Below are 20,403 nucleotides of genomic sequence, written 5' to 3'. Positions count from 1 at the left end.
TTATTCTTCCTTATTTACATCTGACATATAGTGTTCCACAAATATTTTCCGATACTTTTCATAGTTCGTCATATTCACATCAAAATGATAATGGATACACCAAGCATCGCGCTGTACAGGTACACCGACTGTATATCCTGCTTTTCTAAATTCAAATGATTGAGATACATCATAAAAATCAAATCCGTCAAATAAGTCTTCTCGCCACGGAACATCATATTGTGTCGCCATTAATAAACCATCAATACATTCTACAGGAATAAATGTTTTTGATTCATGATACGGTTGTTCTAAACTTGCCATATAAAACAAATCATTCATATAACCAATGACTTTCCCTACAATTCCACGCCCTTCGTTCCATACGCCAGTCGGAGGAACATATTGCGCTCCAACCATCCCAATCATCCCAAGGTTTTCATGTTCCTCAAATAATTGAAGTAATCCGTATAAAAAAGCCCTATTTATAATAAAAACATCTTGATGTAAATACACTTTATACTTCGCTGGATGCGAAATGGCTTGATTGTATCCACTCGTCATACTTTTCGCATTTCGAATCGGCATAAATTGGACAATATACCCTGGCGGTACTAACAATTGCAATATATGTCGCACGCAGTTTGCATACAATTTCCGATCATTTATACATGTAACAAATAATATTGTTTTGTCTGCAGCACTCATAATTGTGATTTTTCAGCTTCAATAATATACTGAAATACAACTGTCTCAGCCATGAAGCCACTTCCAAGACGATATTTTTTACAAATTCCATATAACTCCTCAATAAGCGGCTCATACATTTTATGATCAACATATACACGATCTACTTTACTAATTGAATATCCTGCTTTTAAAAACATTCTTAGCATTTCATTGAATGTAAAGAAACGAATATGTGTTTTATCTAATAAACCATATTCTGTATACGTCCAATTTCCAGCAAGTAAGGGAGCTAATACTGAAATATGAGCAACGTTTGGTATACTTGCTAAAATCACACCATTTTGCTTTATATATGGCTTAACCTTTTCAATCACAGCCCACGGATCAAATAAATGCTCTAATACATCCCCAAATAGGACGCAATCAAATTGCCCCTCCTCATAAGGAAGATCTATTTTTTCTATATCCCCTAAAATAACATGATCTAGTCTTTCCTTCGCTTTTTCTGCCGCCTCTGGAAATGCCTCTATTCCTGATACACGTGTACCGTTTTCTTTAATAGCTGCTCCCAATGCACCGCTCGAACAACCAATATCAAGAACTTCTTTCCATTCCTTTTTTATATGCTTTAATAAATTCGGATTCGCTGCATTATAATAATGCTCGGATTTTTCTTCATATAAAGAACTTTTTTCGCGATTCATTTCACACACTCCTTATGCAAATTGAATTAGAAATATAAATCTCATATGAATTCTATAAAGTGCAGATTTTGTTCATCCCCCAATGATTATTAGCCCGCAAATAGCAGTATAAAATCTTTTATTTATATTGGTTACGTTACTGATACTCTAATATATAACCAATCTATTAGAGTTAGAATAGCGATAAATCATTTCTAAAAAACGAAACCTATTACACTTTATATGGTTTATCAAAAACTCCCCGAAAATATTTACGGTTATATTCAATTGCAGCATTATTCGGAACATAAGAAGCTGCTAATTCATTGTAATAATACGCTTTATCCTGCTCCCCTAACCTGCTATAACAAATACACATTTGTAAATAGGGTAGCCATGTGTAGCTAGCTGGACTATGGAAAGGACTTTCCGTTGCCATTGGTACTTCCGTAGCAAGTTTAAACCAAAATATCGCTTCATTATATTTTTCTTGTTCCATATATATATATCCTATTCTTGTACAATTCTCTCCTCTAGGGACGTCATACCGAAACGACTTCACACAAGATTCGATTGCCTTCTCCCACATTCCGAGCTTTGCATAGCAATCTCCTAACTTACCACATGCATAAATTTTCTCTTCATACCATCCTTCGTCTTGATTAAGAAATGTTTCATATAGAAGAACTGCATCATCATATTTTTGGTTATCCGTAGATTCATTTGCGTAATAAAATAAATCTCTCGGACTTAATTCTTCACCTGCCGCTACAGTATTTTGAAAAATTTTCAAATTACGATTTGTTACTTTTTTTTCTTTTTTATGTGTAATAGCAACATTACTACTAAAAACCTCACCAGAAATAGCTAAATACTCATGAACCTTTCCAAACCATTGAAATTGTTTTTCACGCTTTACAAGTCGATTTCTTTTTGTACAATATAAAGGTTTCCCGTTAGAATCCATTGCAAGGTGATAAGGCATCGAAACAGCATCAATTTTAGGATCTAATTCTCTTTTTAAAAGTTTCAATGCTTCTTGAGCATCTTCTAATAAGACATCATCTGCATCTAGCCACAATATATACTCTTGCGTCGCTTTTGAAAAAGAAAAATTTCTTGCTGCTGCAAAATCATCAATCCACTGGAAATCATATATGTTAGAAGTATATTTCTCTACGATTTCTTTCGTTCGATCGACGGAACCTGTATCAACTACTATAATTTCATCCACAATTTTTTCAACTGTTTCTAAACAACGGGCTATTGTCTCCTCCTCATCTCGAACAATCATACATAAACTAATTGTAATTCCTTGCTTGTTCAACATAATCACCCTCTTCCAAATCAATCATATGTTATACATATACTAAACTTTCCATTTTTTTAAATTGTTCAAGTAGTTTAAGATTTCTTTTCAATAATTCAAATGTCCGTGTCATTTTCTTTCGGTTTTGCATCTACTATATAATGAACGCTTTATGGAGGTGAATTTATGTCAAATAATAATTATTCAAATGGATTAAATCCCGATGAATCTTTATCAGCTAGTGCATTTGACCCTAATCTTGTAGGACCAACATTACCACCGATACCACCGTTTACCCTTCCGACTGGGCCGACCGGGCCGACTGGACCGACTGGACCTACAGGGCCGACTGTACCTACCGGGCCAACTGGACCTACTGGACCTACGGGGCCGACTGGACCTACGGGGCCGACTGGTACTTCCAGCAGGATTGTATGCATTTAACTCCGCTGGAATTTCTTTAGATCTTGGACTAAATGCTCCAGTACCATTTAATACTGTTGGATCTCAGTTTGGTACAGCAATTTCTCAATTAGATGCTGATACTTTCGTTATTGCTGAAACTGGATTCTATAAAATCACTGTTATCGTATATACTGCGGCAATAAGTGTATTAGGGGGGCTTACAATCCAAGTAAATGGGGTATCTGTACCAGGTACTGGGGCTACTTTAATCTCAGTTGGAGCACCTATCGTTGTTCAAGCAATTACGCAAATTACGACAACTCCATCATTAGTTGAAGTAATCGTTACAGGACTTGGGCTATCATTAGCTCTTGGTACAAATGCATCTATTATTATTGAAAAAATCGCTTAATTTTTTACTTAGCAGTAAAACTGATATCAGTTTTACTGCTTTTTCAATTTCAAATTCAATCATGAAACATTCGCTATCTACATAATCATATTGTTGTATGACATTTTGCAGGAGGCACAAATATGGAAAGTAAATCTGCTGTTCAGCTTTATCTCGAATTGCTAAAGAAGACCATTTTATTTGAAATATGGTTAGAATATGAGGCATACTTACCCGCATCTCTACATATTTCAAAAGAACTAGAATTCGAACCAGTTACAGTCCCCCTCCCTTTATTCATTAAGCAATATGCTGAAAACCATAACTTAAAAATTGTAAAACCAAATGTTTCTAAAAGTGAACGTCATGATGGAATGGATTGGCCAAGAGCAGCACATAGCATGATTGGTCGAGAACGTATGAACCAATTACAAGAGGCGATGGAAACCGTTGTTCGTGAAAATATAGAAGGTGATTTTATTGAAACAGGTGTATGGCGCGGAGGATCATGCATTTTTATGAATGGTTTTTTACAAGCAAACAACATTACGGATCGTAATGTGTGGGTTGCAGATTCATTTGAAGGTTTGCCAGCACCGAATCTAGAACAATATCCAAAAGATTACGGTGATTATTTACACACATTCGATTACTTACGCGTCTCTTTAGAACAAGTACAAGAGAATTTCAAAAAATATGATTTACTAAATGATCAAGTGAAATTTTTAAAAGGTTGGTTTAAAGATACTTTACCAACAGCACCAATTGAAAAAATAGCAATTGCACGGCTTGATGGTGATATGTACGAATCCACAATGGATGGTCTCGTGAACTTATATGATAAAGTTTCTAAAGGTGGCTATATAATTATCGATGACTACGGGCTACCGCCATGCGCTGAGGCTGTGACAGACTTTAGAAACCAACGAAATTTAAAAGCCCCTATTACTAAAATTGATGTATTTGGCGTTTATTGGAGAAAAGAATAAAAAAAGATTTAATCTATAGGAGATTCCATTTTCACTCATTCTTCTCTCACTTCTAATCCAATTAAGTATTCTTTTTCGGAATCTCCTTACATATAACAATTGTTTTCCTGTATTCTCTCACTACAAATTGAAAATTTTATTAATAGATTTACTGCATCTTCTCATACAAGAAAGGGGTATACTCATGAGTGAACTTAACAAAGAAATGACTTTACTCCCCCCTCCTGAACTCGTCCAATATGTAGGTGGCGACTTCAAAAAGGTTGGAAAAGAGTTCCTAAAGCATTTTATTCAAATTGGTGCTTTAAAATCAAATGAAAAAGTATTAGATGTAGGCTGCGGTGTCGGCCGAATGGCTGTACCATTAATGAATTACTTAAATGATGATGGAGCGTATTATGGATTTGATTTGTTTAAAGATGGAATTACTTGGTGTCAAAATAACATTTCAACTATGCGTAATAATTTTCACTTTGAACATGTTGACATATACAATCAATTCTATAATCCGGAAGGAAAAGAAGATGCCTCTCAATATCGTTTTCCCTATGAAGACGGAACATTCGATTTTATCTTTTTAACTTCTGTATTTACACATCTTCTCCCAAAAGAATTAGAACATTACGTATCTGAAATTGTACGTGTATTAAAAAAAGACGGGAGATGTTTCATTACATTCTTTCTTATAAACCCTGAATCATCCTATTATTTAAATGCAGGACAAAGTACATTAGGTTTTTATCATCGAATCGAAAATTGCTACGTTGTAAATAAAGATATTCCGAATTTCGCAGTTGCTTATCCTGAGACAGATATTTGCAATCTATTGAATAAGTACGGCCTAGAAATAATCAATAAGCCGCATTACGGTTTATGGTGCGGCAGACATGAATATACAAGTTACCAAGATATTGTTCTAACAAAAAAAAGCTTCTGAAAGGAAGTTATGTATGATGAATGAAAAAAATCCACCTCTCGTTTCCATCCTTATTCCTACTTATAATCGGCCTCATTATTTCAAAATTGCTCTAGAAAGTGCATTGGCACAAACTTATTCAAATATTGAAATCATCATCGGAGATGATAGTACAAATGATGAAACAGCAACTTTAATACGCGAACAATACTTACCAAATTATAAAAATATAACATACATTCGAAATACCCCTACTCTAGGACAATTTCACAATGACCTTATGCTCATAGAAAAATCAAATGGTGAGTATATAAATTTTTTAATGGACGATGACGTGTTTTATAAGCATAAAATACAAAAAATGATGACCTATTTTGAGCAAGATCCCAATAAAAATCTTGCTCTTGTTACTTCTTATCGAGTACGCATTGATGATCATGGAAATCTAATAGGTGATTCCCATCCAACACAAAGGTTATATAGTGAAGACACCCCATTAAACGGGATATTTTTAGGTAATTGGATGTTAAAGGGCGGACACAACATTATCGGTGAGCCTACAACTACTTTGTTCCGAAAGGAATTGCTCACTGAACCTTTTGGCACCCTTAAAGAGCGACAATATTCTTGTAGTGTTGATATGGCCTCATGGATTTCTTTACTTTCTAAAGGAAATGCAATATACATTTCTGAGCCTTTAAGTCAATTTCGCTACCATGCTGGACAACAAATACACAATAAGCTCCTTCAAGGTTGTGAAGATTTCACACACCTTGTTATAACAGCAAAAGAATATGGCTTTTTACAAAATACTACGGACTATAGAGCAGCTCTACTTAGTGCTTACCAATGGTGTAAAAGTTCCTTAAAATACTATCTTCATCAACTAGATATTTTTCCTGACGCACATGTACGTCTCTCTCATTGTTTGGATATAATTATTAAAGAGCTAAACAATTAAACTACTCTGCAAAATTAAAAGTGTATGGACTATATGTGAATCATTCGTATAGTTCATACATTCTTTCTCATACTATAAAGTGAAACTTTAATCAGCTCTCACCAATCGGGCTTTTACGGGCAGTTGATCCCCCACCTAACTTCTTCGCTTTCGCTGAATTTTGAGGTGGGGGTCTTACTGCCCATTAATGCGGGATAAAATCCATTACTATAAAGAGCAGTAGAAAGGAATACCTACATTGAAAGATCCAAATTCTCAATATCAAATAGACTACGTATTACTATTTATTTTATTTGCCATTGGGATTGTTAGTTGTTGTGCTATTGCAAGTGCGCAAGCCTCTTTACCGCCATTTTTACAAAACGTCAATTTTGTACTAAAGCAAATCCAATGGTATTTCATTGGATTTATAGCCATTGGTGTTATTATGATTATCGACTTCGATCGTTATCAAAAAATTGCTTGGTATTTGTACAGCTTTGCAATGGTACTACTTATTGGACTAGAACTTCAAGTACCAGGTGCCGTTACAATTAAAGGCGCTACCGCTTGGTACAGGCTCCCAGGCATCGGAAATTTTCAGCCTTCTGAAATTATGAAATTGTTTTTAATTATCGTCATTGGACGAATTATAGCAAATCATAATGAGAAATATTTTTCCCAAACGATACATGACGATTTTTTACTACTTGGAAAAATATTTGCGACAAGCTTGCCACCACTACTACTTATTGCAAAAGAACCAGATTTAGGAAACACAATGGTCATTTCAGCGATGCTTGCAGCAATGATACTAGTTTCTGGCATACGATGGCGTTTTATTTTTGGATTAGTTTCAGGTACTTTCGTTGCTGGATCTACATTAATATATATTTTTTTTACTCACACAGATTTCTTTAAAGCACACATTTTAAAAGAGTATCAATTAAATCGCTTCTACGGATGGTTAGCACCTTACAAATATGATGCACAAGGCTATCAATTAAGACAAGCATTCTTAGCGACTGGATCCGGAGAAATGCAAGGAAAAGGGTGGGAAAATGGACAAGTATATTTTCCAGAACCACATACAGATTTTATTTTCACTAATGTCGCTGAACAATTTGGCTTTCTAGGCGCAAGTGTCATTATTTCTCTTTTTTTCTTACTCATTTTTCGAATGATTCATATTGCTTTAGAAAGTAATGACCCTTTCGGTAGTTACATTTGCGCTGGTACAATCGGAATGTTTACTTTCCAAGTATTCCAAAATATCGGGATGACAATCGGATTACTTCCCATTACAGGGATAACATTACCTCTTATGAGTTACGGAGGAAGTTCACTGCTTACATACATGATTGCGATTGGATTCATTTTAAATGTTCGCTCAAGAACGAAAATCTTTATGTTTAAATGAACAACACAAAAACGCTATATTTTTATCTCTATCCTTTTTTAGATATACTAATGAAAAATACGATGGAGGTTTAAATATGAAATATGACATTATAGGAGATATTCATGGATGCTTCCAAGAGTTTCAAAATTTAACAGAGAAGCTAGGATATAACTGGAGTAGCGGTCTACCGGTTCACCCTGACCAACGTAAACTTGCATTCGTTGGCGATATTACAGACCGTGGTCCTCATTCATTACGTATGATTGAAATTGTATGGGAACTTGTCATACATAAAAAAGAAGCTTATTACGCTCCTGGAAATCACTGTAATAAACTATATCGATTTTTCCTTGGGCGTAATGTAACAGTCGCTCACGGACTTGAAACAACTGTTGCTGAATATGAGGCACTCCCTTCTCATAAGCAAAACATTATAAAAGAAAAGTTTATCACTCTTTATGAACAATCACCGCTCTACCACATACTAGATGAAAAAAGAGTAATCGTATGTCACGCTGGGATTCGGCAAGATTACATAGGAAGACGAGATAAAAAAGTACAAACCTTTGTATTATATGGCGATATTACAGGAGAAAAGCATGCCGATGGCTCACCTGTCCGTCGCGATTGGGCGCAAGAGTACAAGGGGCAAGCTTGGATTGTATATGGACATACACCAGTAGCAGAACCTCGATTCGTCAATCAGACAGTCAATATTGATACTGGTGCTGTATTTGGTGGCAAATTAACCGGATTACGTTATCCTGAAATGGAGACTATCTCTGTTCCTTCTTCTTTACCTTTTGTCGCTGAGAAATTCCGTCCAATTTCATAACTACCTTACTTAGCGAAAGATTACCGTATTATTTAGGCAGATCTCATATAAAACTAGGTAAAGTAATTAAAAAAAGATGCAATAAAGTGCATCTTTTTTTAATTACACTACATATAATGTCGCAGGAGGTGACATAATGAAGAAAAAATCTTCTAAACAAAAAAGAAAATTTCCCCCTTTATATCTGCCCATGTACGGAATTAACAACTGGTGTAGTATTCGGGCTGCAGCGATAGAAGAACTGGAAGAACAAGAGTCATCAAAAAAAAGCAAAGTAAAACCAACATATGTCTCTTTAGAAAATGCTGTGATGAGCCGCATAATCGATCGCAGAAAAATAAAAATGCAGCAAAAAAATAAACAGCTCTCAAATCAAGATGAACAGGTAATACATTCTAATCAAACAGAAGAAAAGACGGAAGAAAATATTTCTGTAGCAATAAATAAAAAAGTGGAACCAGAAATTCCAGCTGCTATTATAACCAAAGTAAAAAAAATAAAAGAGGCATTGGCTTCATCGAATGATATACAAACTGAAAAACCACTCATAATTGAGACACCTACACCTGAAAATACAAAAGTTAAAAGGGGCGGCCGATATGCATATGCGGAAGGGCTTCACTCTCATGCGGAGGGCATGGCAGCACATGCGGAAGGCTTATTAACACACGCAAAAGGTTCTTTATATCATGCAGAGGGATCAAACTCAAAAGCAACTGGACATAGTTCGCATAGTGAGGGAAGTGAAACGACAGCAGGCGGAGCTTATTCTCATGCAGAGGGTAAACAGACGATTGCTTTAGGCGAAGCAGCACACGCAGAAGGAACCGCAACTATCGCTAACGGATCCTCTTCTCATGCGGAAGGTCATCATACATCAACAGCTCATTTTGCAGGTAGCCATATTATGGGGCGCTTCGGCACTGCAGAAGAAGCTTATTCTTGGTTTATTGCAAATGGTGTAAGCGACACCGACCATAATATCGGGGCTAAATGGCTTGCCCATAATGGAGAAATGTACATTGAGGGTGCGTCTTACAATGCAAGTGGAACGGATTTTGCACAAATGTTTGAAACCGAAGATCATAAACCTATTGATGTCGGTTATTTCGTTACATTTAGTAGCGAAGAAAAAATTCGGATAGCTACTTCACACGACTCGTTCATTTTAGGAATATCTAGTGCAACCCCTGCCCTTATAGGAAATAGCGGGGCTTTAAGTTGGGAAAAACGTTATAAAACAGATAACTTTGGAAAACGCCAATATGTATGGACGGAAACCGAAGAAATACAACTCTTTTAAATACAGAATGGGATCCAACTCGCAAATATGTAGCCAGAAAAGATCGCGCCGAGTGGCTTCCTGTCGGATTAATTGGACAAATGTTAGTACGTGATGACGGCACTTGCGAAGCACATGGATTTTGTCTTCCAAATGACAATGGCATTGCTACAAAAGCCGAAAATGGATTTTTCGTTATAAAGCGTACGGGTGAAAACCAAATTTTAATATTATTCCGCTAAGAAAAAAGGGAACAAAATTCTTTATAATATAAGAATTTTGTTCCCTTTTTAAGTATGCCGCAACACTTCTTGCATATCGCTTGGAAGCTTTATAGTGAAAGACATCTCTTTCTCTAAAATAGGATGATAAAACGTCAAAGATTTACTATGAAGTGCTTGCCGTTTCATTTCATCCCTTCTCCCTCCATATAAGCTATCACCAAGTAATGGATGTCCTATATGAGCCATATGCACACGAATTTGATGCGTTCTTCCTGTCTCAAGCTCAAGCGCTACATGTGTCTTATGATATGTACTATCAATTACTTTAAAATGAGTAACTGCCCTTTGTCCATCCTCACAAACCATTCGCTCAATAATGCTATCAGATTTTCGACCAATTGGTGCATCAATCATTCCTTCTCGTTCTACAATCTTTCCGTGAACAATTGCTTCATACGTTCGTTTCACAGCTTTTTGTTGATGCTGCTTCGATAAAAGATGATGCACGAAACGATTTTTTGCAATAAGCATAAGCCCCGAAGTATCACGATCTAAACGTGTTACGATGTGCACTGTACTTGCAAGATGCTGCTTATCATAATGAGATAACAGCGCATTGGCAACACTTCCTGCCGGATGTTCTCTAGACGGAATCGTTGACATATTCGCCTCTTTATTAATGATAAGAACCGCGTCATCTTCATATATAATGCATAAAGGAATATCTTCTGCCATCATCCCTTCACTTCTTTCCTCCACTGGAAAAAAGACACGTAATTCTTCACCAGCACGCAACTGATGACGAACACTCGCATGTTGACCATTTACTTCAATTGCTCCGCCATGAAACTTTATATCCGTTAAAGCGGCTTTAGAAATACCTTTCGTTTTCAAAAATTCCCTAACTAAAGTTCCCTCTTGAGCCGGCCCTATATCCCATTTCAATGTAAATCTGTTCAAATATATAACCCTTTCTATTTATCTGCAACAAACGAGTCACGAACTCGTTTCCAGAACGGGAATGGGCGGAAACGAACAAATCGTACTTTCTCGTTTGCGACGCGATACTGGATTGATTTCACATCTTGATGAACCATCGTTAAATGATCCACTGTAATTTGTAAGTTCATTCCTGCAGCTGGCTTTAACACACATGTATGATGCTTCGGCAATACGAGTGGCGATCCTACAGTACGAAATACACGATTGTTAATGGACGCCATTTCTGCAATTTGAATCGCTTCAATAGATGGGTGAATAATTGCTCCGCCAAGCGCTTTATTATACGCGGTACTTCCTGAAGGAGTAGAGATACAAAGGCCATCTCCGCGGAATGTTTCAAAATATTCTCCGCGTATTTCTACTTCTGTTACTAATGTACCTTCTGCACTTTTTACAGTCGCCTCATTCATCGCTAAATACTGTGACTCTTTACTTCCATTCACATAGCGAATAATAACTTCTAAAAGCGGATATTCCACCACTTGGAATGGTGTTTTCGCAATCGCAATTACTAATTTCTCTACTTCTGTTGGTAACCAATCTGCATAGAAACCTAGATGTCCTGTATGTACACCAACAAATGCTGTTTCATCCAATCGATTATAATAACGATGAAACGCATATAAAAGCGTTCCATCTCCCCCAACAGAAATTACAATATCGGGTTCCTTTTCATCCATTATAAATCCAAAATCTAGCAAGTACTCTTTCATCGTGCTTGCCAGTGTATCTGATGATTGATCTCCCTTTGACATAATTGTAAATTTCATCGCCCAACACCCTTTAGTTTATGATTCGGAATCTTTCGTTTCTTGCTTTCTTGAAAAAGCCTTTTGCGCTTCTTGAATTTCAAGACGAATAGAAGACATTTCTTCATCTAATAAAAACGCCGCTTCAGCTGCACGTTGCAATCGTATTTTAATATCTTCAGGAAAACGTCCACTATATTTATAATTTAAAGAATGCTCAATTGTTGCCCAAAAGTTCATTGCTAGCGTGCGTATTTGGATTTCTACCAATACTTTTTGTTCACCTTGAATCGTTTGAACAGGATAACTAATGACAACATGATAAGAACGATAACCGCTATCTTTCTTTTGCGTGACATAATCACGTTCTTCCACGATTTCAAAGTCATTTCGTTTTCGAAGATATTCTACAACAGGCTTAATCTCATCAACAAATTGACACATCATTCTAAGCCCAGCAATATCCTGCATATCTTCTCTCAATCGGTCTAGCGGTACATTTCTCTTCTCCGCTTTATCAATAATACTTGCAACCGACTTTACCCTTCCTGTTACAAACTCAATTGGAGAATGCTCTGTTAACATTGCAAATTGAGTACGCATTCCTTTTAGTTTCACTTTTAGCTCTGCCACCGCTTGGTGGTAAGGTGCTAAAAATTCTTCCCAATTTCGATTCATTTCAACCACCACCAAAATCAATCCATTTGCTTATAGAAATACTTTTTCTACAGCAGTTACTAATTCTTCTCCGTAATTTGCATTACCTTCAATATTTTCAACTAAATATTCTACTTCTTCTTTTAATCCTTCTAATTCCATTTCAATGTCATTCACGCGAACGAACATAACCACATCGTTATTCATCGCTTCATGCATTGCTTCCCAGCATGTGTGCGGAATACTTACATAAATGAAAGATGATTCATTTTCTAAGATATATAAAAATGATAAATTGTCTGAGTCTACAAGTACGTGATTACGCGCACTTAACTCCTTTACCTCTATTTCACTATTTTCCGCACAAAAAATAAGAGCATTCTCTCTCTTTTCTACGCTCTTAACTTGGATTTTATTTTGCATGCTCTAACTCCTCCATCTCAACTTCCTGTCTTACTTAACAGTATTATTGTATCATAACATGGACGCAAACAAATAAAACATTGAACCAAATTTATGAAAAAGCGATAATGTGTAAAGAATTATTTTTCAAAAGGAGATTATACAATGACACAAGAAATTGAAATTGAATTCAAAAATATCGTTACAAAAGAAGAATTCGATACATTATGTAAATCGTTTTCTATTGAAGCATTTACAAAACAAGTGAATCACTACTTTGAAACACCTGACTTCTCGTTAAAAGAAGCTGGCTCTGCACTTCGTATTCGTCATAAAGGAGAAACTTATACGTTAACGTTGAAACAACCTGCAGAAATCGGTTTATTAGAAACGCATCAAGTCGTAACAGAAGACGAAGCAAAAATGATGATGGAAACAAACACAATCATTCAAGGAGCAGTAGTAGATCAATTACACAAATTACAAATTCCTGTTTCTGCTTTAACATATATGGGTAGTTTAACAACAGAAAGAGCAGAAACATTATTTAAAGGCGGAACGCTTGTCTTTGATCATAGTTTCTATTACAATCACGATGATTATGAAATTGAATTTGAAGTGCAAGATGAAGAAACAGGAAAAGCTGCATTTATTCATTTATTAACGCAACATAACATACCTGTTCGCCATACAAATAACAAAGTAAAACGCTTTTTCCTTGCCAAACAAAAAAAAGCACGCTAAAGTGAAAATTCCACTAGTGAATATGTTTCACTAGTGGATACATCTCACTAAAAAAGTTTACACCCGTAGAATAAGCAAAGAATCTTTGAGAAAGCTGTTTATTTGCCCTCTCGAACATTCCATTGCTACAATAGATATACATTTCATGGAAAAAGGAGTTTATAAAGGATGAGCAAGCAACCGATGACACCATTTGAAGCAATTGGCGGTGAACAATGCATTGCAATATTAGTAGATACATTTTATTCCTATGTCAGTAAACACCCTGACTTATCTCCCATCTTCCCGGAAGATTTAACAGAAACCGCTAGGAAGCAGAAGCAATTTTTAACACAATATTTAGGTGGTCCTAATTTGTACACTGAAGAACATGGTCATCCTATGTTAAGAGCACGCCATCTTCCGTTTGAGATTACTCCAAAACGAGCAGAGGCTTGGCTATCATGTATGGAGCAAGCAATGGATGATACTGGAGTTCATGGTCATATAAGAGAGTTTGTTTTTGAACGTTTAGCATTAACCGCTCAGCATATGGTTAATACTCCAAACGAAACAGGTGAAGTGTAATGGATAAGCAGGAAGCAAAGCATATAAATATGCCATCTCCTTCCGCATGCGAGCATAAGTCTGTAGAAGCATATTTATTTATTGATCCACTTTGTAAAGATTGCTGGGAAATTGAGCCTTTTATTATTAAACTATGGCTTGAATACGGGAAATACTTCTCTATTCGTCATATCGTAACAGGAAAAGTGGATGGAACGAACGCTTCCTCACACAAATGGAATAAACCTGCTAATATTCGATTTGTGTGGGAAAAGACAACCAGTTTACAAGGTTTTTCATGTGATGGAAAGGTACATATGCAAGAAGCATCGTCAACACCATATTTAGTTTCGATGGCAATTAAGGCAGCGGAGTTGCAAGGCCGAAAAGCAGGTTCGAAGTTTTTGCGAAAACTCCAAGAATACATTTTCCTTGAAAATGTATCAAACCCTGACTGCGAACTATTACTTGCATGTGCGAAAGATAGCAATATTGATGTAGAAGAATTTAAAAAAGATCTACATTCTGCTAGTGCAAAAAAAGCTTTCCAATGTGACTTGAAATTCACGAATGAAATGCATATTACAGAAATACCTTCCCTCGTCTTTTTTCATGCGAACTCAGATGAAGAAGGTATTAAAATCGCTGGAAATTATTCCTACGATGTATACGTACAATTATTGAAAGAACTTGTAAAATGTGAAATTGAGCCAGAACCATTACCACCTTTAGAAGTGTTACTAGAAGCAACACAATTTATATCTTCAAAAGAAGTAGCATTTATTTATGATTGTCCGCAACAAGAAATTGAACGCGAACTAAAAAAATTACAACTGAAACGAAAAGTACAAATGATAGAAGTAAAATGCGAACGTTATTGGAAATGGATAGCAAAAGAAAAAGACCTGGTGTAAACACCAGGTCTTTTTCTTTACGGCTTATAAAAATATTAAAGGGGATGGGAGAAATTTTCACGTTCAAACAAAGGGGTATATGTTTGTATGTGAATTCGTTCACGCTTATTATATTACAAGATTCGACGTCAGATGACAACCCCTTTTGTCGAATTTCACACTTTTGTCACATTCTAAACGTTTTCATTTTTGAATAAGCTATAAAAAAGGTCATTTAGGGGGTTTATTTATGAAAAAATCTTATATTGCTCTTCTCTTTCTAGCTGTCATCGTTTCTTTTTTCTTGTACATCCTCTCTCTACTACAAGCTTTTCCTAAAATTATTGCCTTACCTCTTTTATTTGGAATCATCGTTATCACTCTCTCTTATTTCAATTATAAAAAACGATTCAAAGGGTTTTAATTTTAAAAATCAGTCGTAAAACTATCCTTTCAGTTAGAAAAACAAAGAAATTCACCTTTCTCTCCGACAAATATCGACATTGAATCTATTCAACAAAAAGACGAGGATACAATCCCTCGTCTTTTTTCATTACTTTTCTTCAAATAATAATGCTTCTAATTCATTTAATTTCTCTTCAAATACTTGTAGTGCCTCTTTTACTGGTTCAGGAGATGCCATATCTACTCCTGCTTTTTTCAGCACTTCAATTGGATAATCAGAGCTTCCTGCTTTTAAGAACTCGTTAATATAACGTTCTACTGCTGGTTGTCCTTCTTCTAAAATCTGTTTAGATAGAGCTGTCGCTGCACTAAATCCTGTTGCGTATTGATATACGTAATAGTTGTAGTAGAAGTGTGGAATACGAGACCATTCTAAACCAATCTCTTCGTCGATTACTAAAGCGTCACCGAAATATTTCTTATTTAAATCATAGTAAATTTCCGTTAACATGTCTGGCGTAACAGCATGTCCTTCTTGTACTTTCTTATGAATAATATGTTCAAACTCTGCAAACATCGTTTGACGGAATACAGTACCACGGAACCCTTCTAAATAATGATTTAATAAATATAGACGCTCTTTCTTATCTTCTGTCGTTTTTAATAAATAATCATTTAGAAGTGCTTCATTACAAGTAGATGCCACTTCTGCTACGAAGATGGAATAATCACCATATACGTGCGGTTGTGTTTTTCTTGTATAGTAACTATGCACCGAATGACCAAACTCATGAGCAAGTGTAAATAAATTATTTACATTATCATGCCAGTTCATTAAAATATACGGATTTGTTCCATATGCACCAGATGAATATGCCCCGCTTCGTTTTCCTTTATTCTCATACACATCTACCCAGCGATTTTCATATGCCTCTTTCAAAATATCAACATATTCATCACCAAGTACGTTTAAAGATTTTAATAAAAGGTCTTGCGCTTCTTCGTATTTCACATTCATTTTCACTTCTGGTACAAGTGGTGTATATAAATCATACATATGAAGCTCATCAAGTCCTAGTGCACGCTTACGAATATCGATGTAACGGTGTAATAAATGTAAGTTGTCATTTACTGTTTCAACGAGTTGATCGTATACTGCTTCCGGAATATTATTATTGCTCAGTGCAGCTTGGCGAGCAGAATCATATTTACGAACACGCGCATTGAAATTATTACGTTTTACTGCTCCGCTTAACGTACTTGCGAATGTGTTTTTAAATTTTCCGTACGTTTCATATACAGCTTTAAATGCATCTTTGCGAACACGAGGATCATCACTTTCTAAAAACTGAATGTAACGGCCATGTGTAATTTCTATTTCTTCTCCGTCTTCCCCTTTAATAGATGGGAATTTTAAATCCGCGTTATTCAACATACCAAATGTATTGCTTGATGAACTCATTACTTCAGATGCTTCCGCTAATAAAGCTTCCTCAGCTTCTGATAATACGTGCGGGCGTTGACGTGTAATTTCTTCTAATGCATGTTCATATACACTTAAATCTCTATTTTCCTTCAAGAATGTTTGCAATGTATCTTCTGAAATCGATAAAATTTCAGGCACAATATACGCTGTGCTACTAGATACTTGTGAATATAAATTTGTTGCACGATCATTTAATGCTTGATATACAGAGTTTGTTGTATCTTGATCGTAACGCATATGAGCATATGTATATAACTTACCTAATCGCATTGATATTTCATCTTCATATTGCAATGCCTCAAGTAAATTGTCCGCAGAGTCACCAAGTTTCCCTTTAAATTCAGTTAACTTCGGTAATAGCTCTTTAATAGCTTGGAATTCTTTTTCCCATTCTGCATCCGTTTGGAAAATATCTTCTAATCGCCACGTACTTGCTTCTTCAATCTCGTTGCGATCTGGTAATGCTTTCGCTTTGTTTTGTTCAGACATTCTTTAAGCCCTCCTTTAAATATCTCTACTTAAGTACAATTCGTTTTTTTCTTATGTAATTCCTTCACAATCATTCTTTATTATATCCGCTTTTCCTCCTCTCATGTTAAAATTTGCCTCAAATAAAGATAGCGCATGTATTAAGCAAATCTCATCATGTTTCATAATTTCCTCCTCTGTTTTTAACATCACGGCATCCCTTATTTTTCGGTACGTATAAGTTCTCACTTTACGTAAAACACCTATATAGCATAAAAATGTCATATATTCAGTAACTGCCATTTTCCATATGTGCTGCGAAAAGTACGGAAGTATCCGCCTTTTCGTATACCTTTTTACATAACTACACACGTATTGAAGAGAAATACACTCTCCCACTGTAAGCTCCCCTATACACTTCATATATAGAAAAGCTTGCCATATAAATGGGTTTGTTTGAAAAGCAAATGCAGAAGGGAGTGGAACACCAATTTCAGAAGGAAAGCTCGCTGGGGTACATTTAAATTGATATAAGAGGCGTAATAATGACTTATAATTATAATTCCAAATCGGTAAGGCATTTTGGCGAAAGTTTTTCTTTCTCTTCTTCCACTCTTCACCCAATCTTTCTTTCCCGAAAGGAACAGGAGAAAAAAGCATTTCAAAAGTAGTCGCATCAGTTGGTAAATATATAGTATGTGAGAAAAAAACATTTGTAGAAAAGGGAGTGACAAATGCACATTTCATAAATGATTTTTGTTTCGGACAGAAGAAAATAAGAAGTGGCTGAGGATAAGATTGTAAGGAGAAAGCCATAAGTGAGGAAAATTTCATCCAATATGCAGATTGCTTTTTCAATTGATTTCCACCAACGATCCAAATGACCTGTATACCAGCTTGCCAATACGAATATGTTCTTTTGTACAGCTGCTCTATAGCGAGGTTTGCACATTGGTATTCAATTGCAATTTTTCTACCCGCCCTCTCCACAAAAACATCTGGTCGTTGCTTAATTTCTGGGAGGTAGTACTCTATATCCACCTGAAAGTTTTGACGTTTGAACCATCTATATAACAATTCTTTACCATGCATATGATACTTTGATTCCGCTTCATAAAAGGCAAGACATGAATCCACTTTTTTATGAGCAAAATGCCAACTTTTTTGTTTCCCTAATTTCATTTGCACTTCCTTTCCGCAAGCTACACAAAAGAATCGTTCTTGTTGACGCATACGGCGCAAAAGCTCTTCATTACAATTATAGAGTAAATGAATTTTTTCACCGTTTTCTCTTTTAGCGATAAATATCGTAATCACACCCTTTCAGCTCCTTATATTCTACAATTTGTTACAAATTCCTTTTAAAAAAGAGATGTCCCAATTTCGGACATCTCTTTTTATAATAAAGGTGATAATAATCGGTACGTTGATTCAACAATTCGTCTATGAAGACGTCTTTTATGAAAATGATCACCATGAATTTCACTTGATTCTTCTAAATCATCTTTAAAGTCTTGAACAAGTTTTCGAATGCTATCTGTATCATATAAAAAGGCATTTACTTCAAAATTCAAATGAAAACTTCTCATATCCATATTAGCTGTCCCAATTGAAGCTAAATCAGAATCAACGATGACAATTTTACTATGAAGAAAACCTTTTTCGTATTCATATATCTTTACTCCTGCATCTAAAAGCTCTGGGAAGTACGATCTCGATGCGTAAAAGACAGTACGCTTATCCGGTTTACTCGGCATTAATAAACGAACATCAATACCAGCAAGTGCAGCAACCTTTAATGCGGATAAAATATCATCATCCGGAATAAAATACGGCGTTGCAATCCAAATTGATTTCCGAGCAGAAGCGATCATTGCGAAATATAAATGCTTAATCGTTTCCCACTTATTATCGGGGCCACCTGCAACTAGCTGCACTCCTCCCCAATGATCACCCTCAACTGCTTTTGCTTGTAAATATTCAGGGGCTAGCACAGCCTCTCCAGTCATATAAAACCAGTCTTGAAGGAAAATAAGTTGTAAACTTTGAACCGCTTCACCACGTAAATACAAATGCGTATCTCGCCAAAAGCCAAAATATTTATTTTTCCCTAAATACTCATCACCGATATTTAATCCGCCTACAAATCCTTCGTTCCCATCAATCACAACAATTTTCCTATGATTTCGATAATTAATCTTATCGTTTAAAATCGGAAAGCGCACAGGAAAGAATGGAATCATTTCTACACCTGCATCGTTTAATTCTTCAATATACGATTTCGATAACTTAAAACTTCCAACCGCATCATATAAAAAGCGAACAACAACGCCTTCTTTCGATTTTTGTATTAAAATATCTTTAATTTCTGTTCCTAATTTATCATCACGCACAATGTAATATTCCATATGAATGTGATGTTTCGCTCGTTTTAACCCATTTAAAATAGCCCGAAACGTTTCATCTCCATTTGTTAATGTCCTCGTTTCAGTTTGAAATGAAATATTTAAAGCTCCTAATCGATCCGCTAAACGAAATAACAGTTCTTGATGCTTATGATTGCGTAAAATTCGTTCTTCGTAATCTTCATGCCCTTTATATTGTAAAAACGCCTGTTCATCAAGTAACGCCTTCTTTTGGAACATTCTTTTTCTTCGAAAATTTTGTCCGAATAATAAATAAGCAAAGAAACCAAATACCGGAAAAATTCCTAAAACAATTAACCATGTAAGTGTTTTAGATGGATGTCGATTTTCTAAGAAAATAACGCAACCAATTAAAAACGCAGATACTGTAAATAAAATACTAATAATACCTAAAATCGAAACATCTTTTATCCCAATCACATCTGAATAAAATGCTACATCAATAAACATACGTAACGAAACAAATAATGCGAACAATAGCAGTATAAAGAAAATCAGCTTTAACGTATTTTTCATCTCTTACCTCCTAACTAAGAAAGCTTTCCTATTCTTCATATAAAAAGCCGATTTCATACTACAG

At 35.6% G+C, this 20,403-nt stretch carries 19 protein-coding genes and 2 pseudogenes; 11 read left to right on the top strand and 10 right to left on the bottom strand.

Translation table 11 applies throughout. The annotated features are described in order from the left end of the window. The 3 genes from BC_RS06045 to BC_RS06035 form a co-directional block, all read right to left on the bottom strand. Positions 1-687: a glycosyltransferase family protein gene (locus tag BC_RS06045; RefSeq protein ID WP_001271188.1), complete on the bottom strand. Its 687-nt coding sequence runs from the start codon at positions 685-687 to the stop codon at positions 1-3. Next, positions 684-1,373: a class I SAM-dependent methyltransferase gene (locus tag BC_RS06040; protein WP_001078432.1), complete on the bottom strand. Its 690-nt coding sequence runs from the start codon at positions 1,371-1,373 to the stop codon at positions 684-686. The genes BC_RS06045 and BC_RS06040 overlap by 4 nt, the downstream gene beginning before the upstream one ends. 211 nt (positions 1,374-1,584) lie before the next feature. After that, positions 1,585-2,682, bottom strand: a complete 1,098-nt coding sequence (locus tag BC_RS06035; protein WP_000932913.1) for a glycosyltransferase — start codon at positions 2,680-2,682, stop codon at positions 1,585-1,587. Between the two features lie 165 nt (positions 2,683-2,847). Here BC_RS06035 and BC_RS06030 point away from each other — a divergent pair. The 7 genes and pseudogenes from BC_RS06030 (at position 2,848) to BC_RS06000 (ending at position 10,063) form a co-directional block, all read left to right on the top strand. Further along, positions 2,848-3,478, top strand: a pseudogene (locus BC_RS06030) (BclA C-terminal domain-containing protein). Between the two features lie 122 nt (positions 3,479-3,600). Further along, on the top strand, positions 3,601-4,446 hold the full coding sequence (locus tag BC_RS06025) for a TylF/MycF family methyltransferase (RefSeq protein ID WP_000444381.1): 846 nt from the start codon (positions 3,601-3,603) through the stop codon (positions 4,444-4,446). A gap of 184 nt (positions 4,447-4,630) precedes the next feature. Continuing rightward, a complete protein-coding gene (locus tag BC_RS06020; RefSeq protein WP_001292843.1) occupies positions 4,631-5,383 on the top strand; it encodes a class I SAM-dependent methyltransferase in 753 nt (250 codons plus the stop codon). Positions 5,384-5,396: 13 nt separating this feature from the next. Beyond that, a complete protein-coding gene (locus tag BC_RS06015) occupies positions 5,397-6,323 on the top strand; it encodes a glycosyltransferase family 2 protein (protein WP_000980807.1) in 927 nt (308 codons plus the stop codon). A 238-nt stretch (positions 6,324-6,561) separates the two neighbouring features. Beyond that, the gene (locus BC_RS06010) at positions 6,562-7,722 is read left to right on the top strand and encodes an FtsW/RodA/SpoVE family cell cycle protein (protein ID WP_000654702.1); all 1,161 of its coding nucleotides are present in this window, start codon (positions 6,562-6,564) and stop codon (positions 7,720-7,722) included. A gap of 76 nt (positions 7,723-7,798) precedes the next feature. Beyond that, complete coding sequence (gene prpE / locus BC_RS06005; RefSeq protein ID WP_000872698.1) at positions 7,799-8,539, top strand: bis(5'-nucleosyl)-tetraphosphatase PrpE; 741 nt, start codon at positions 7,799-7,801, stop codon at positions 8,537-8,539. Between the two features lie 136 nt (positions 8,540-8,675). After that, positions 8,676-10,063: pseudogene (locus tag BC_RS06000) on the top strand (peptidase G2 autoproteolytic cleavage domain-containing protein). 48 nt (positions 10,064-10,111) lie between these two features. Here BC_RS06000 and BC_RS05995 read toward each other — a convergent pair. Genes BC_RS05995 through BC_RS05980 form a run of 4 tightly spaced genes read right to left on the bottom strand, consistent with a single transcriptional unit; the run spans position 10,112 to position 12,876 of the window. Continuing rightward, the gene (locus BC_RS05995) at positions 10,112-11,005 is read right to left on the bottom strand and encodes an RluA family pseudouridine synthase (protein ID WP_001079143.1); all 894 of its coding nucleotides are present in this window, start codon (positions 11,003-11,005) and stop codon (positions 10,112-10,114) included. Between the two features lie 14 nt (positions 11,006-11,019). Next, complete coding sequence (locus tag BC_RS05990; RefSeq protein ID WP_000673190.1) at positions 11,020-11,817, bottom strand: NAD kinase; 798 nt, start codon at positions 11,815-11,817, stop codon at positions 11,020-11,022. Between the two features lie 18 nt (positions 11,818-11,835). Then, complete coding sequence (locus BC_RS05985) at positions 11,836-12,474, bottom strand: GTP pyrophosphokinase (RefSeq protein ID WP_001081482.1); 639 nt, start codon at positions 12,472-12,474, stop codon at positions 11,836-11,838. Between the two features lie 30 nt (positions 12,475-12,504). Beyond that, entirely contained in the window at positions 12,505-12,876 is a 372-nt protein-coding gene (locus BC_RS05980; protein ID WP_001180003.1) for a hypothetical protein, read from the bottom strand. Between the two features lie 144 nt (positions 12,877-13,020). On the opposite strand from BC_RS05980, the gene BC_RS05975 reads away from it, so the two are divergent. The 4 genes from BC_RS05975 (at position 13,021) to BC_RS27580 (ending at position 15,462) form a co-directional block, all read left to right on the top strand. Then, positions 13,021-13,599, top strand: a complete 579-nt coding sequence (locus tag BC_RS05975; RefSeq protein WP_000191121.1) for a CYTH domain-containing protein — start codon at positions 13,021-13,023, stop codon at positions 13,597-13,599. Positions 13,600-13,767: 168 nt separating this feature from the next. Beyond that, positions 13,768-14,166, top strand: coding sequence for a hypothetical protein (locus BC_RS05970; protein ID WP_000043386.1), 399 nt, complete (start codon positions 13,768-13,770; stop codon positions 14,164-14,166). After that, a complete protein-coding gene (locus BC_RS05965; RefSeq protein WP_000360645.1) occupies positions 14,166-15,059 on the top strand; it encodes a ClpXP adapter SpxH family protein in 894 nt (297 codons plus the stop codon). The genes BC_RS05970 and BC_RS05965 overlap by 1 nt, the downstream gene beginning before the upstream one ends. A gap of 229 nt (positions 15,060-15,288) precedes the next feature. Next, positions 15,289-15,462, top strand: a complete 174-nt coding sequence (locus BC_RS27580; protein ID WP_000750355.1) for a hypothetical protein — start codon at positions 15,289-15,291, stop codon at positions 15,460-15,462. A gap of 129 nt (positions 15,463-15,591) precedes the next feature. On the opposite strand, the gene pepF is transcribed toward BC_RS27580, so the two are convergent. The 3 genes from pepF to BC_RS05950 form a co-directional block, all read right to left on the bottom strand. Beyond that, positions 15,592-17,418 (bottom strand): oligoendopeptidase F, encoded by a 1,827-nt coding sequence (pepF, locus tag BC_RS05960; RefSeq protein ID WP_000003348.1) that lies wholly within the window; start codon positions 17,416-17,418, stop codon positions 15,592-15,594. A 51-nt stretch (positions 17,419-17,469) separates the two neighbouring features. Next, a complete protein-coding gene (locus BC_RS05955) occupies positions 17,470-18,714 on the bottom strand; it encodes a competence protein CoiA (protein WP_000628317.1) in 1,245 nt (414 codons plus the stop codon). 80 nt (positions 18,715-18,794) lie between these two features. Further along, positions 18,795-20,339 (bottom strand): cardiolipin synthase, encoded by a 1,545-nt coding sequence (locus BC_RS05950; RefSeq protein ID WP_000799194.1) that lies wholly within the window; start codon positions 20,337-20,339, stop codon positions 18,795-18,797. Positions 20,340-20,403 lie beyond the last annotated feature (64 nt).

The sequence above is a fragment of the Bacillus cereus ATCC 14579 genome, assembly GCF_000007825.1.
Classification (GTDB): Bacteria; Bacillota; Bacilli; order Bacillales; family Bacillaceae_G; genus Bacillus_A; species Bacillus_A cereus.
This window is presented reverse-complemented; position numbering and strand designations above follow the sequence as displayed.

Excerpts from the sequence above, each read along its gene's own strand:
- BC_RS06045 (WP_001271188.1), bottom strand. The coding sequence starts at position 687 with ATGAGTGCTGCAGACAAAACAATATTATTTGTTACATGTATAAATGAT.
- BC_RS06040 (WP_001078432.1), bottom strand. The coding sequence starts at position 1,373 with ATGAATCGCGAAAAAAGTTCTTTATATGAAGAAAAATCCGAGCATTAT.
- BC_RS06035 (WP_000932913.1), bottom strand. The coding sequence starts at position 2,682 with ATGTTGAACAAGCAAGGAATTACAATTAGTTTATGTATGATTGTTCGA.
- BC_RS06025 (WP_000444381.1), top strand. The coding sequence starts at position 3,601 with ATGGAAAGTAAATCTGCTGTTCAGCTTTATCTCGAATTGCTAAAGAAG.
- BC_RS06020 (WP_001292843.1), top strand. The coding sequence starts at position 4,631 with ATGAGTGAACTTAACAAAGAAATGACTTTACTCCCCCCTCCTGAACTC.
- BC_RS06015 (WP_000980807.1), top strand. The coding sequence starts at position 5,397 with ATGATGAATGAAAAAAATCCACCTCTCGTTTCCATCCTTATTCCTACT.
- prpE (WP_000872698.1), top strand. The coding sequence starts at position 7,799 with ATGAAATATGACATTATAGGAGATATTCATGGATGCTTCCAAGAGTTT.
- BC_RS05990 (WP_000673190.1), bottom strand. The coding sequence starts at position 11,817 with ATGAAATTTACAATTATGTCAAAGGGAGATCAATCATCAGATACACTG.
- BC_RS05985 (WP_001081482.1), bottom strand. The coding sequence starts at position 12,474 with ATGAATCGAAATTGGGAAGAATTTTTAGCACCTTACCACCAAGCGGTG.
- BC_RS05980 (WP_001180003.1), bottom strand. The coding sequence starts at position 12,876 with ATGCAAAATAAAATCCAAGTTAAGAGCGTAGAAAAGAGAGAGAATGCT.
- BC_RS05975 (WP_000191121.1), top strand. The coding sequence starts at position 13,021 with ATGACACAAGAAATTGAAATTGAATTCAAAAATATCGTTACAAAAGAA.
- BC_RS05970 (WP_000043386.1), top strand. The coding sequence starts at position 13,768 with ATGAGCAAGCAACCGATGACACCATTTGAAGCAATTGGCGGTGAACAA.
- BC_RS05965 (WP_000360645.1), top strand. The coding sequence starts at position 14,166 with ATGGATAAGCAGGAAGCAAAGCATATAAATATGCCATCTCCTTCCGCA.
- BC_RS27580 (WP_000750355.1), top strand. The coding sequence starts at position 15,289 with ATGAAAAAATCTTATATTGCTCTTCTCTTTCTAGCTGTCATCGTTTCT.
- pepF (WP_000003348.1), bottom strand. The coding sequence starts at position 17,418 with ATGTCTGAACAAAACAAAGCGAAAGCATTACCAGATCGCAACGAGATT.
- BC_RS05950 (WP_000799194.1), bottom strand. The coding sequence starts at position 20,339 with ATGAAAAATACGTTAAAGCTGATTTTCTTTATACTGCTATTGTTCGCA.